The organism is Nonomuraea sp. NPDC049709 (assembly GCF_040674815.1).
Classification (GTDB): domain Bacteria; phylum Actinomycetota; class Actinomycetes; order Streptosporangiales; family Streptosporangiaceae; genus Nonomuraea.
Genome location: NZ_JBFANM010000019.1, coordinates 1 through 13,012, shown reverse-complemented (window position 1 = coordinate 13,012; position 13,012 = coordinate 1). Strand labels below are relative to the sequence as shown.

At 72.2% G+C, this 13,012-nt stretch carries 13 protein-coding genes; 5 read left to right on the top strand and 8 right to left on the bottom strand.

All coding sequences use genetic code 11. The features are described from left to right. Genes AB0J69_RS20405 through AB0J69_RS20390 form a run of 4 tightly spaced genes read left to right on the top strand, consistent with a single transcriptional unit; the run spans position 1 to position 4,255 of the window. Positions 1–1,527 carry an amidohydrolase family protein gene (locus tag AB0J69_RS20405; RefSeq protein WP_364119130.1) on the top strand — a complete coding sequence of 509 codons (1,527 nt, stop codon included), beginning with the start codon at positions 1–3 and terminating at the stop codon, positions 1,525–1,527. 55 nt (positions 1,528–1,582) lie between these two features. After that, positions 1,583–2,659: an alanine racemase gene (locus AB0J69_RS20400; protein WP_364119127.1), complete on the top strand. Its 1,077-nt coding sequence runs from the start codon at positions 1,583–1,585 to the stop codon at positions 2,657–2,659. Positions 2,660–2,668: 9 nt separating this feature from the next. Next, on the top strand, positions 2,669–3,049 hold the full coding sequence (locus tag AB0J69_RS20395) for a Rid family detoxifying hydrolase (protein WP_364119124.1): 381 nt from the start codon (positions 2,669–2,671) through the stop codon (positions 3,047–3,049). Positions 3,050–3,058: 9 nt separating this feature from the next. After that, a complete protein-coding gene (locus AB0J69_RS20390) occupies positions 3,059–4,255 on the top strand; it encodes a hypothetical protein (RefSeq protein WP_364119121.1) in 1,197 nt (398 codons plus the stop codon). Here the strand turns inward: AB0J69_RS20390 and AB0J69_RS20385 are convergent. The 3 genes from AB0J69_RS20385 to AB0J69_RS20375 form a co-directional block, all read right to left on the bottom strand. Beyond that, complete coding sequence (locus AB0J69_RS20385; protein ID WP_364119118.1) at positions 4,252–4,902, bottom strand: alpha/beta hydrolase; 651 nt, start codon at positions 4,900–4,902, stop codon at positions 4,252–4,254. The two genes, AB0J69_RS20390 and AB0J69_RS20385, sit on opposite strands and share 4 nt — an antisense overlap. A gap of 118 nt (positions 4,903–5,020) precedes the next feature. Next, positions 5,021–5,560: a TetR/AcrR family transcriptional regulator gene (locus AB0J69_RS20380; RefSeq protein ID WP_364119115.1), complete on the bottom strand. Its 540-nt coding sequence runs from the start codon at positions 5,558–5,560 to the stop codon at positions 5,021–5,023. A 5-nt stretch (positions 5,561–5,565) separates the two neighbouring features. Then, positions 5,566–6,180 (bottom strand): LysE family translocator, encoded by a 615-nt coding sequence (locus AB0J69_RS20375; protein WP_364119112.1) that lies wholly within the window; start codon positions 6,178–6,180, stop codon positions 5,566–5,568. A gap of 102 nt (positions 6,181–6,282) precedes the next feature. Between AB0J69_RS20375 and AB0J69_RS20370 the strand changes: the two genes are divergently transcribed. Beyond that, entirely contained in the window at positions 6,283–9,090 is a 2,808-nt protein-coding gene (locus AB0J69_RS20370) for an AAA family ATPase (protein ID WP_364119109.1), read from the top strand. Between the two features lie 23 nt (positions 9,091–9,113). On the opposite strand, the gene AB0J69_RS20365 is transcribed toward AB0J69_RS20370, so the two are convergent. The 5 genes from AB0J69_RS20365 to AB0J69_RS20345 form a co-directional block, all read right to left on the bottom strand. Continuing rightward, positions 9,114–9,989 carry an ABC transporter substrate-binding protein gene (locus AB0J69_RS20365; RefSeq protein ID WP_364119106.1) on the bottom strand — a complete coding sequence of 292 codons (876 nt, stop codon included), beginning with the start codon at positions 9,987–9,989 and terminating at the stop codon, positions 9,114–9,116. Positions 9,990–10,156: 167 nt separating this feature from the next. Then, positions 10,157–10,933 carry an ABC transporter permease gene (locus AB0J69_RS20360; RefSeq protein ID WP_364119103.1) on the bottom strand — a complete coding sequence of 259 codons (777 nt, stop codon included), beginning with the start codon at positions 10,931–10,933 and terminating at the stop codon, positions 10,157–10,159. Next, on the bottom strand, positions 10,930–11,604 hold the full coding sequence (locus tag AB0J69_RS20355; RefSeq protein ID WP_364119101.1) for an ABC transporter permease subunit: 675 nt from the start codon (positions 11,602–11,604) through the stop codon (positions 10,930–10,932). Before AB0J69_RS20355 ends, AB0J69_RS20360 begins: the two co-directional genes overlap by 4 nt. A gap of 204 nt (positions 11,605–11,808) precedes the next feature. Beyond that, on the bottom strand, positions 11,809–12,435 hold the full coding sequence (gene otnC, locus AB0J69_RS20350; RefSeq protein ID WP_364119098.1) for a 3-oxo-tetronate 4-phosphate decarboxylase: 627 nt from the start codon (positions 12,433–12,435) through the stop codon (positions 11,809–11,811). A gap of 67 nt (positions 12,436–12,502) precedes the next feature. After that, on the bottom strand, positions 12,503–13,012 hold a 510-nt coding region (locus AB0J69_RS20345), incomplete at its 5' end, for a nucleotide-binding domain containing protein (RefSeq protein WP_364119097.1).

The following is a 13,012-nucleotide window of genomic DNA, read 5'->3' as shown; positions in this document are numbered from 1 at the left end:
GTGAGGTTCGACGTAGTCATCAGCGGCGGCCGGGTGCTCGACGGGACGGGCGCCCCGCCGTACCGCGCGGACGTGGCGATCTCGGGCGATCGGGTCGCGGCGGTCGGCCGGCTGGACGGCGCGGAGGCGGGCAGCGTGATCGACGCGACCGGGCGGCTCGTCGCGCCCGGCTTCGTGGACTGCCACGCCCATGGCGACGCGGCCGTGTTCGACCCGGACGTGCAGCGGGCGGCGCTGCGGCAGGGGGTGACCACGTTCGTGCTCGGGCAGGACGGGCTGTCCTTCGCGCCCGGCTCGGCCGCGACCGTCGCCTACGCCTCCCGATACTTCGCCGCCGTCAACGGGGCGCTGACCGAGGGGCCGCTGACCGTCGGCGAGCTGCTGACCGGTTACGACCGGGCGGTGGCCGTGAACACCGCCTACCTGCTGCCCCACGGCACCATCCGCTACGACGTCATGGGCCCCTCGCCCGATCCGGCCTCGCCCGGCGACCTGGCGAAGATGCTGCGCCACGTTGAGCGGGGGCTGTCGGAGGGCGCGGTGGGGCTGTCGAGCGGGCTCGAATACCTGCCCGGCCGCTATGCCGACGCCGAGGAGCTGGCCGCCCTGTGCGCCCCGCTCGGCGGGCTCCCGTACGTCACCCACATGCGCGCCTACGGCCAGCGGGCCGGGGTGGGGATGGCCGAGGTCGTGGACATCGCCGAGCGCTCGCGCGCCGCCGTGCACGTCTCACACCTGCACGGGCCCGCCGACGTGCTGCTGCCGCTGGTCGACGGGGCACTCGGCAAGGGCGTGGACCTGAGCTTCGACACCTACCCCTACCTGCGCGGCAACACGATCCTGGCGATGGTCGTGCTGCCGCCGTCCGTGCCCGGCGCCGAGCCCGGCCCCGCCCTGGAGATGATCGCCTCGGACGCGCTGGACGAGTGGTGGCCGACGCTGGAGGCCACCTGGCCCCGGCTGACGGTCTCGCACGCGCCGGGCCTGGAGTGGGCCGAGGGGCTGACCATGGTCGCGGCGGCCGAGCGGGCGGGAGTGGCGCCGGCCGAGTTCTGCCGCCGCCTCCTGACGGAGACGCGGCTGGAGGCGGGGGTCGTCTCCGCCCGTCCCGACGAGGGCCCGCAGGGCGAGGAGTCCGTACGCCGGATGCTCCGCCACCCCTCGCAGACCGGCGGCTCCGACGGCATCTATGTGGGCGGCCATCCGCATCCGCGCGGGTTCGGGGCGTTCGCCAGGTTCCTCGGCCGGCACGTCAGGGAGCTGGCGGACTGGACCTGGGAGCAGGCCGTGACGCACCTGTCCACGCACCCGGCCCGGCGGTTCGGGCTGGCGGACCGGGGGCTGCTGCGGGGCGGGTTCGCGGCCGACGTGGTGGTGATCGACCCGGCCACCGTCGGCGACCTGGCCACCTACCCGGCCCCGCGCGCACTCGCCGAAGGGGTCGACGACGTGGTCGTGACCGGCGTACGCGTGCTGGCGAACGGCGAGCTCACCGGGGCCACACCCGGGCGCGCACTCCGGCCGTGAGCCCCTGACGAGCCGAGATGTTGGGATAAGGTCGGACGCGGACGAAGGGGGTGTTGTGCCGGCGATCCTCGGTCAGTCGGTCTTCGACGGCGGGCTCGAATTTCCCGCGATGGTGGTGCACCGGGACGCGCTGGAGCACAACGTCGCCACGATGGCGGCCTTCGTCCGCGATCACGGCATGGAGCTGGCGCCCCACGCCAAGACCCACATGTCCCCCGAGATCGCCGCGCTGCAGCTCGACGCCGGCGCCTGGGGGCTCACCGTCGCGACGCCGCGGCAGGCGGAGACGGTCAGGGGCTTCGGCGCCGGCCGGATCATGGTGGCCAACCAGGTCGTCGATCCGGTGGGGCTGGCCTGGGCCGCCCGCGAGCTGGAGCGGGATCCGGAGTTCGAGTTCCTGAGCTTCGCCGACTCCAGGGCCGGGGTCGACATCCTGGCCGGGCACGCGGGTGAGCGGCCGTTCCGGGTGCTGGTGGAGCTGGGGCACGAGGGCGGGCGGGCCGGGTGCAGGACGCTCGACGAGCTGCTGGAGGTGGCCTCCTACGCGCAGGCGACGCCGGGGGTCGAGCTGGCCGGGGTCGCCGGGTACGAGGGCGCGCTCAAGACCAGCGAAGAGGTCCGGAAATATCTGGATCTGTTGCAGGAAGCCGTCGAATACGTCCGCGTCCGGAACCCCATCCTGAGCGTGGGCGGCAGCCAGTGGTTCGACGTGATCGGGCGCGAGCTCGCCGCCACGCAGGCCAGGATCCTGCTGCGCAGCGGCGCCTACGTCACCCACGACGACGGCTACTACCGGGAGCGCACCCCGTTCAACCGCATCGACGGCGAGCTGCGCCCGGCGCTGGAGGTGTGGGCGCATGTGCTGTCCACCCCCGAGCCGGAGCTGGCCGTCGTGGGCATGGGCAAGCGGGACGCGCCCTACGACGAGGGGCTGCCGATCCCGCGCCGTGGCGGGGTCACGATCATGAAGATGCAGGATCAGCACACCGTGGTGCGGGCAGCCGGGCTCAAGCCGGGTGACCTGCTGGCTTTCGGCATCTCCCATCCGTGTACGGCCTTCGACAAATGGCGGGTGCTCCCGGTGGTCGATCGGGACTACCGTGTCGTGGGCACCATAAACACCTATTTCTAGGGAGATTCCGTGAAAAAGGAGCTCAGGACCACGGAAGGCGCCGCTCCGGTCGGCGCCTACTCGCAGGGGCTCGTGGTGGGCGACTTCGTCTACACCTCCGGAATGGGCCCCCTCGACCCGCACACCGGTGAGGTCGTCGGCGACGATGTCGCCACCCAGACGCACCAGGTCATGCGCAACCTGGGGGCCATCCTCGCGGCCCACGGCCTGGGTTTCGACGACGTGATCAAGTCCACCGTCCACCTGCAGCACCTCAAGCGTGACTTCGCCGCGTACAACGAGGTGTACAAGTCGTATTTCAGCCAGCCGTACCCCGTGCGGACGACGGTGGGCTCGGAGCTGATGGACATCCTGGTGGAGATCGACTTCGTCGCGTACAAGAGCGCTTAAGGTCTGCTTGTGGACAGTTCGGTGTACGTCTTCGTCGAGGACCTGCGCGGCGAGGGCGTCGAGCGGGTGCTCGACAGGATCAGCGGTTACGGCGTGTCGGGCGTCACCGTGGGCGCCGTGCACCACGCCTCCCGCGACGTCACCCCGCACGGGCTGTCCAGGCTGACCCTCCGTCACGACGGGGCCCACTTCACCCCGCCGCCCGAGCTGTTCGACGGGCTCCGGCTCTCGCCCGTGCCCGGTTATCCGGACGCTCTCGACGGGGTTCGCGAGGCTTGTGCGAAGCGGTCGATGAAGCTGCACGGATGGACGGTTTTCCTGCGCAACGCCACGATCGGCACCGAACATCCGGACGTGACCGTACGCGACTGCTTCGGCGACCGCGGCTCGCTCACCGACCTGTGCCCGGCCCATCCCGACGTGCGCGTCTACGCCGTCGCGCTGGCCAGGGCGGTGGCCAGGCTCGGAATGGACAGCGTGGTGGCCGAGTCGCTGCACTTCAGGCCGCTCAAGCCGCAGCGCTCGTTCGTGCCGCTGGGGCCGATGGACGCCTACCTGTTCGGGCTCTGCTTCTGCGACTACTGCATGCGCCGGGCCACCGACCTGGGCGTGAACGCCGAGGTGGCGCGCGACGAATGCGCCAGGATCGTGGGCGGCGTGTTCGACGGTGACCCGCCGGCGCAGGGCGAGGTGACCAGGGCGGCGCTGACCGCGTACGCGGGCCCCGAGGTCGTGGCCTACGCCCGCGCGCGCTCCGAGACGGTCACCACGCTGGTGTCGGAGGTGTCCTCGGCGGTGGCCGAGGAGGGCTCCAAGCTGGTGTTCATCGACTCGACGGGGGCGGTCAAGGGCTACACCGACGGCCTGCCCACGCCCGGCCTGGCCGCGCACGACGCCTGGCAGCTCGGGGTGGACCTGGTGGCGCTGGGGGACCTCGTGCCCGCGTTCGGGGTGCTGGCCTACGCGCGTGACGCGGCGCGGGTGGCCGACGACGTGGGGGCCTACCTGCGGTCCGTGGGCAAGGACCGCGAGGTGCGGGCCGTGCTGCGGCCCGGCTACCCCGACAGCGACTCCGCCGACCGGCTGGTGGCCAAGGCGCGCGGCGCCAAGGCGGCCGGGGCGCTGGCGGTGGACTTCTACGCGTACGGGCTGGTGCCGCACCCGGTCCTCGACCGCATCCCGGCCGCGCTGGCGGAGGCGCTCTAGCTCAGGTTCTTGCGCATCACCTGCCACGGGCCGGAGCACAGCCCGCAGCCGGTGCCGACGAACATCGCCTCGGCCGCGGCGTCACCCTTGAGCTGCCACTTCAGCCAGGCCGCCCCGACCCGCCCGAACTCGCCACCGTTGGGCTGGGAGTAGGTGCCGAAATGTCCCACGTCCAGGTTCCCCATGAACGCGGGCAGCCCCGCGGGCAGGCGGTTCCAGTCGTCGATCGCGTTCTGGTAGGCGATGTCGCCGGGCCCGCCGATGAAGTAGCCGATCGGCGCGTGCAGGCGGGAGAGCTGGATCTTGTCCGCCGCGCTCATGAAACCGCTTTTCCCGATGCCGGTGGTGGTGACGCGCGGGTCGTCCGACACCTCGTACGCCTCCAGCCCGCCGCACGACTGCCCCATCACCGCGATCCTCGTGGTGTCGATGCGGCCACGGAGCCGGCTGGTGAGGCGGCTGTTCTCGGCGATCGCCCAGTCAATGGCGTCGAGCAGCATCTCCGCGTCGGTGGTGCCGGTGCCGCCGGGGCGACCGTTGGCGATCACCAGGAAGCCGTGGGAGGCCAGCTCCTTGAGGAAGTTCTCGAACCAGGTGCCGTCGGCCCGGCAGGCGCCGTTGCCCCAGGCCACGATGGGCAGCTGCACTCCGGTGGGCAGGACCGCGGGCCGGTAGACGGTGTGGCGGGGCAGGCGCAGGGTGGTCTCGTAGTCGGCCGGATAGGGTCCGGAGCCTCCGGGGGCCGCGTGCGCGGGCAGTCCAGCACTAGACGCCGTCCAGCAGGGCCGAGACCGACTCGACGGGGAAGTCGTCGCTCAGCCGCAGGCCCCTGAAGACCGCCCGCATCCACACGGCCCCGGCCAGCAGGTCGACGATCAGCATCGGGTCGACGGACTCGTTGAGCTCGCCCCGGTGGACCGCGCGCTCGAAGATCTCCCGCTCCCTGGCGAACCGGTCGGCGAAGAAGCGCCGCGCGTCCAGCTCGGGATGGCGTACGGCGGCCGCCAGCGCGGCCACGGCGATGTCGCTGGCGGGCGGCTCGGTCAGCAGCCGTTTGACGCCCTCGACCAGCGCGACCAGGTCGCCGCGCAGGCTCCCCGTGTCGGGCGCCTCGAAGCCGAGCACGTCGGACTCGACCAGCGCCGCCCCGAGGAGCGCCGCCTTCGACGGCCACCACCGGTAGATCGTCGTCTTGTTGACGCCCGAGCGCTCGGCGACCCCCTCGACGGTCAGCCCGTCGTAGCCCTTCTCGGCGACCAGCCGCAACGTCGCATCGAAGATCTCCTGCTGTTTCCTCGGGGCCATGGGGCTCATTTTCTCCCGGCGAACGCCGTGGCCACGCCGAGGCCGAGGTAGACGACGCCGCTCACGTACCTGAGGGTCCTGGTCCCGCCGTTGAGGCGGTGGCCGAGGGCGCCGGCGGTGAAGGCGTACAGGAGGTCCGAGAGCAGCCCCAGGAGGAGCAGCGTGAGGCCGAACACCGCGACCTGCGGCGCGGGCGAGCCCGCGGCAGGGTCCACGAACTGCGGCAGGAACGCCAGGAAGAACAGCGCCACCTTGGGGTTGAGCAGGTTGACCAGCACGCCTTCGAGGAACACCTTGCGCAGCGGCTGCGGGTCCGGCCGCCCGGTCTCCGCCTCCTTGCCGGTGAACGCGCGGATGCCCAGGTAGACGAGGTAGGCGACGCCGGCCCACTTGACGATCGCGAACAGCGTCGCCGACTGCGAGATCAGGTACGACAGGCCCGCGGCGGCGGCCACGATGTGCACGAGCGTGCCGAACTCCACGCCGAACGCGCTGGCCAGGCCCGCTGCCCGGCCCTGTGCGAGCGCTCTGGCGGTGATGTAGAGGTGGTTCGGCCCGGGGATGACCACCAGGGCCAGCGAGGCCGTCACGAAGAGGACGAAAGTGGTGGGAGGTATCACGAAAGAGCAGCGTAGGATGGCGTTGGTATGTCGAAGGAGGCCAATCTTGGGCCGATTTTCCGGACCAATCGAATGTCGGCGGGGCGTGGCATAGTTTCTGGCGTGAACGGTCTTCTCGTCGGGCGCTCCTCTGAGCTGGCCAGGCTCGCGCGTGTGCTCCAGTCCGCCGCCGACGGCGTGGCCGGGGTGGCGCTCGTCGGCGGGGACGCCGGGATCGGCAAGACCCGGCTGATCACCGAGCTGGCCGCCGAGGCCCGCGAGCGCGGCTTCAACGTGCTGGTCGGCCAGTGCGCCGAGCTCGGTGACGCGCTGCCCTACCTGCCGCTGGCCGACGCGCTGCGCGGCGCGGAGCCGGGCGTGCGCGAGGCCGCCGCCGCCCATCCCATGCTCGGCCAGCTGCTGCCGGGCACGGAGAGCGCGCCCTCGACCGGGCTCACCCAGCAGCGGCTGTTCGGCTCGCTGCTCGGGCTGCTCGCCGACGTGCAGCCGGTGCTGTTCGTGATCGAGGACCTGCACTGGGCCGACCGCTCCACCCGCGACCTGCTGGTCTTCCTCAGCCGCATGGTGCAGACCGAGCGCGTCTGCGTCGTCGGCACCTACCGCACCGACGACCTGCACCGCCGCCATCCGCTGCGGTCCGTGCTGGCCGAGCTGAAGCGCCTGCCCACGGTGACGAACGTGGAGCTGGGGCCGCTGGGCTCCGGCGAGATGTCCGATTACGTCGCCACCCTGGGCGAGGTGGACGCCCAGGGGCTCGGCCTCATCGTCTCCCGCGCCGACGGCAACCCGTTCTACGCGGAGGAGCTGTTCGCGGCCATGGCCGAGGGCGACAGCCTGCCCGACGGGCTGGCCAGCCTGCTGATGTCCAGGGTCGAGGTGCTCTCCGAGGCCGGGCAGCGGGTGCTGCGGGCCGCCGCCGTGGCCGGCCGGCGGGTGGAGGACGAGTTGCTGCGGGAGGTGTCGGGGCTGCCGCTGGCGGAGTTCGAGGAGGCGGTCAGGGAGATCGTCTCGCGCGGCCTGCTCAAGGTCCACGGCTACGGCTACGCCTTCCGCCACGCGCTGCTGCAGGAGGCCGTCTACACCGACCTGCTGCCCGGCGAGCGCACCAGGCTGCACGCCGCCTTCGCCCGTCTGCTCAGCTCGCCGGCCGAGCTGGCGCACCACTATCTCGCGGGCCACGACCTGGCCGGGGCGCTGGCAGCCTCGGTCGAGGCGGGCCGGGAGGCCGAGCGGGTCGGGGCGCCCGCCGAGGCCCACAGACACTACGACCGGGCGCTCGGCCTGTGGGACCGGGTGGACGACGCGGCCCGGCTGGCCGGGGAGGGCCGGGCCGAGCTGGCCTTCCGCAGCGCGGTCATGGCCGCCGACAGCGGTGACAACCACCGGGCGGTGGTCCAGCTCCGCGCGCTGCCGCAGACGTCCGAGGTGAGCGAGCGGCTCGCCTACTACCTGTCCGAGATGGACGACCGGCCCGGCGCGGTCGCGGCGGCCGAGCGGGCCGTCGAGAGCGCCGACGACCAGGTCGCGCTCGCCCGCGCCCTGGCCACCTACGCCCGCGCGCTGCTGTGGACGGCGCGGCACCAGGAGGTGGAGGCCATGTGCGCGCGGGCCCTGGAGACCGCCCGCGCGGCCGGCGCAAGGGACGCCGAGGTGGGCGCCCTGCTCACGCTGGCCACCTTCGTCGAGCACCGGGGCGACGTGGCCAGGGCCCACGAGCTGGTCGAGACGGCCATGGCCGAGCCCTCTGGAGACCTGGCCATGGATCTGCGGGCCCGATTCCACCATGCCCGCATCCACCACGAGCAGGGCCTGCTGGCCCAGGCCGCCGAGGTGGCCGACGACGGCATCCGCATGGCGCTCGGCAACGGGCTCAAGTGGAGCACCTACGGCACCGACCTGCGATTCCTGCGCTTCCTCATCCACTACGTGGCCGGCGAGTGGGACCAGGCCGAGTCGGTGGCGGCCGGCTTCGGAGCGCGGGTGGGCACGCTGCAGGAGGCGACCCTGTCGTCGTTCGCCCTGTTCATCGAGGTCGCACGTGACCTGCCGGCGGTCGAGGGGCGGCTGAGCTGGCTGCGCCCCTTCTGGTCCGATGAGCTGGCCGTCTACATGTCCAGAGGTCTGGCGGCCGAGCATTCCCTGTGGCACGGCGATCCGGCGGGGGCGCTCGACCACGTGCGCGCGGCTCTGGCGCCGCTGATCGAGGGCGACGTGGGCGTGTTGCGGCCGGCCGCCATCGGGCTGTGGGCGCTGGCCGAGCTGGGCACCACCGAGGGGGCCGACGAGCTGCTCGCCCGCGCCCGGCTCGCGGTCGAGGCCGGGCCCATGGGCGAGGGCGGGCACATGGGTCCCGAGGGGCGGGCCTGGGCGCTGCGGGTGGAGGCCGAGTGGCAGCGCGTGCACGGGCGGCTCGACGTGGAGCTGTGGCGGCGGGTGGTCGAGGCGTTCGACTTCGGGTTCGTCTACGAGACGGCACGGGCCCGGTGGCGGCTGGCCGAGGCGCTGCTCGCGGCCGGTGACCGGGAGGCGGCGCAGGCGGAGTGGGAGCTGGCCAGGGAGACGGCGGGCAAGCTGCGGGCGGGGCCGCTGGAGAGCGCGCTGCAGGAGTTCGGGCGGCGGGCCCGGTTCGCCGGGGCCGGTGGCACGAGTGGTGGCGCCGGTGGTGGCCGGCAGGGCGGCGGGCAGAGTGGTGGGCAGAGTAGCGGGTACGGTGACGGCGGGCTGACGGCGCGGGAGGTCGAGGTGCTGCGGCTGGTCGCGGAGGGGCTGACCAACCGGGAGATCGCGGAGCGGCTGTTCATCGCGCAGAAGACGGTGAGCGTGCACGTGTCCAACATCCTGGGCAAGCTGTCGGTCTCCACCCGCACCCAGGCCGCCGCCGCGGCCCGGCAGCGGGGGTTGCTCGGATAGCGGGGCCGCCGGGCCTGGCGGGGTCAGGAGGCGGCGCCGCCGGCCAGGAGCGGGGCGACGTCCAGTCGCTGCTTCAGGTAGCCGAACTCGAGCATGAGGTCCGCCACGCGCTGCACCCGCACGGGGTCGACGGAGGTGGAGAAGCCGCCGAGCTTCATCGTGGCGGCCGTGGCGGCGTCGATCTTCGTGTACTTGCCGAGCGCGGCGGCCACCTCGGCCGGGTTCGAGACGGCCAGCTCCGCGGCCTTGCGCAGGGCCCGCTGGAAGGCCGCGACGACCTTCGGGCTCTGCTGGGCGAAGGTCTCGGTGGTGAGGTAGCCGGCGATCGGGAAGTCGGCCGTCGGGCCGGTGAACGGGTCGATCAGCTCGACCGCCCCGAGCGTCTTCGCCGCCGCCTGGAGGAACGGCTCGGGCAGGAACGCGACGTCCACCTGGCCGCTGTCCAGCGCTCCGGCCATCTCGGGGAACGGCCGCTCGACGAACTTGACGTCCTCCGGCCGCAGCCCGGCGGGCTTCAGCAGGGCGCTGACGGTGAGGGTGGCCACGTTGTTGAGGGTGTTGACGCCGACCGTCCTGCCCTTGAGGTGGGCCGGCTCGGTGATCGGCGAGCCCTTCTTCGTCATGAGCAGGAAGTTGCCGGGCTTGGCCGCGTACGCGTCGCCGACGATCTTGATCTTGGCCACGCCGCTGGCCGAGGCGAGCAGGGCGGAGACGTAGTTGCTGTGCAGGAAGTCGAGCTTGCCGGAGATCAGGTCGGGCATGGCCGCCCCGCCGCCCGCGATCGTCTCCGTCTCCACCTTGAGCCCTTCGGCGGCGAAATAGCCCTTGTCGATGGCGATCTGAATAGGTGCGACTTCGGGCAGCGGCACCATTCCGATCCTGATATCGGTCTTTTCCAAACCGCCTGATTGCCCGCCCGATTCACCTCCTCCGCCGCAAGCGGCGACCATGAGGGCCGCGATGCCGAGAACGAGGAGGCGCCGAAAACCTGACATGTACGCTCCTGGAGGGGAGAAACGTATTCGGAATGGCGTGATCTTGAGCTTAACCCCGATTCCCCGGAAGGTCACCGGCCTTTTGCGGCGTCATGCCAAGCGAGCGCGCGTTTCTCCAGGAACAGAAATCCCTGATTCAGCAAATATCCCAATATGCCGAGCAGCACGATCGCCCCCCAGACCCCCGGCAGGTCGAACGCCCGCTGCGCGGCCCGCAGCTGGAACCCGATGCCCTCGGTGCTGAAGAACTCCGCGATGACCATGAGGATCAGCGCGAGCGACAGGCTGAGCCGCAGCCCCGCGAAGATCTTGGGCAGGGCCGACGGCAGGATGATCCGGAACAGCCGCTGCCCCCGCGAGAGCCCGAAGACCCGCGCCGTCTCCAGGTGCAGCGGCTCGACGCCGCGCGCCCCGTCCGCCGCGTTGAACAGCACCGGCCACACGATCCCGAACGTGATCGTGGCGATCTGCATGCGCGTGCCCGTCGAGAACAGGGCCAGGAACATCGGCAGCAGCGCCGGCGGCGGCAGCGCCCGGCCGAACTGGATCACCGGGTCGAGAAACCGGTAGAGCAGCGGCGAACGGCCGAGGGCCACGCCGACCGTCACGCCGGCCACCCCCGACAGGGCCCAGCCCGCCAGCAGCCGGCCCAGGCTCTGCGGGAAGTTGGCCAGGGCGGTGTCGTTCAGCCAGAGGCGGGCGGGCGAGCCGGTGAACCAGAGCTCGCGCATCTGGCCGGCGATCGTCGACGGCGGCGGGAAGAAGGGATGCTCCATGGCCCGCGTGGCCAGCTCCCACACCACGAGGACGAGCGGCACGACCCACAGCCCGGACAGCCGGGCGATCACCGGGCCACACCCGGGTGCCAGCGGAACAGCCGCCGCTCCGCCCAGACGAACGCGCCATTGGTGGTGATGCCGAGCAGCCCGGCCCACACGGTGGCGGCCACGGTGAGCGTGAGCCCGTCGGGGCTGCTGCCGGCCAGGATGATGAACGCGCCGATCCCGCTCGACCCGCCCGCGAGCAGTTCCGTGCTGATGGCCAGGATGAGCGCGATCGTGGCGGCCACCCGGATCCCGGTCGCGATGAACGGCGCCGTGCTCGGCAGCGACACCCGTAACAGCACCGCCGTCCGGCCGAAGCCGAAGGCCCGCAGGGTCTCCTTGGCCAGGGGGTCGACCTCTCTGAGGCCGTACATGGTGTTGATCAGGATGGGCCACGTGGAGGCGTACACGATCACCGCGATCTTCATGTCCAGCCGCTCGGTGAACACGAACGCCGCCAGCGGGATCAGCGCCACGGACGGGATGGGCCGCAGGAACTCGATCACCGGCCGCAGCGCCGCCTCGATCGCCGGCACGCTGCCGAGCAGCAACCCGGCCGGTACGGCCAGCGCCACGGTGAGCAGCAGCCCCAGCGCCCACCCGGCGAAGGTGGCGCCGACGTCGAGCAGGAATTCGGGATCGGCCGCCAGTCCCGCGGCGGTGACCAGCACGGTCGAGGCGAGCGGGAATTGCACGGTGGAAATGAGCCCGAGCCGGCCGGCCGCCTCCGCAAGGCAGAGGAGGCCGGCCACACCCAGAAAACCGCAGACCAACGCGCTGTCGAAAGGACGCCGGGGGATCAGCCGGGGCATCAACGGAATGCCCCGTTGGGGGGAAACACCATAAAGGTCTCCAAAATCCAACCGTGACGGCGAATATGGAGCCAGAGTAACGATCAGTTATTGACTTGGGCGAGGTTCGAGTGCCCGGCGCTGATCGGGGGTGAGCGGGCGCGTGGGCAGCCCCTGCAGGAGGAGGAAGAGCTTGGCCGTCTCCTCCAGCTCCTCGATGGCGTCCAGCGCCGCGCCGAGGCTCGCCCCGGCGACGATGGGGCCGTGGTTGCTGAGCAGCAGGGCCGAGTGCGTGCGTGCCATCTCCTCGGCGGCCGGTTCCAGGCGCTGGTCGCCGGGCGCGAAGTACGGCAGCAGCGGCAGCCGGCCCACGCGCATCGCGAAGTAGGCCGTCAGCGGTGGCAGGGCGTCGTCCGGGTCGAGGCCGTCCATGCACGACACGGCGGCGGCGTACGTGGAGTGCGTGTGCACGACGGCGTTCGCCGCGGGCCTGGCGCGCAGGAGGGCGGCGTGCAGGAACGCCTCCTTGGACGGCTTGGGACCGCCCATGTGGGCGCCGCTCCGGTCGATCAGCGACAGCTCGTCGGCCTCGACGGTGCCCAGGCTCGACCCGGTCGGCGTGACGAGGATGTGCTCGCCGACGCGTACGGACAGGTTGCCGGTGCTGCCGTGGGTGAGGCCGCGCCCGAACAGCGACCGCGCGGCGGCGATGATCGCGTCGCGTTCCCCGTTCATCGCGAGACCGCCGGCAGTCGACGTTCGCCGTTCACCGCGAGACCTCCAGCAGTCGGGGGTGCGCCGTTCATCGGGAGGCCTCCAGCAGCAGGTCGGGCTCGCCGAAGTTGCCGGACTTCAGCAGCAGCGCGAGGCCGGACGGGGTGAAGATCCAGGGCACGCCGCGCGCCGCCTCCGCCCCGATCACGCCGCCGGGCACGCCGAGCGCGCTGACGACGGCGCCCGAGGTCTCGCCGCCGGCCGAGATCACGCGGGTGACGCCGCGCTCGACCAGCCCGCGCGCGATCCGGCCGGTGGCCGACTCCAGGATGGCGGCCGACCGCTCGGTGCCCAGGGCCTCCTGTACGCGGCGCAGCGCCGCCGGCTCCAGCGACGAGTAGATCAAGGGTGCTCCCGCCGTCCCGTCCAGGGCGTCGTACCAGGCCAGGGCGTGCCTGGCGAGCGACTCCTCGTCCTGGTCGGCCAGCGCGTCGAGCCGGTGGGCCGGCCTGCCCGCCTGGATCATGGCGTCGACCTGCTGGAGCGTACGGGCCGAGCAGCTTCCCGCCAGCACGGCGGCGCGCCCGGCCGGCTCGGG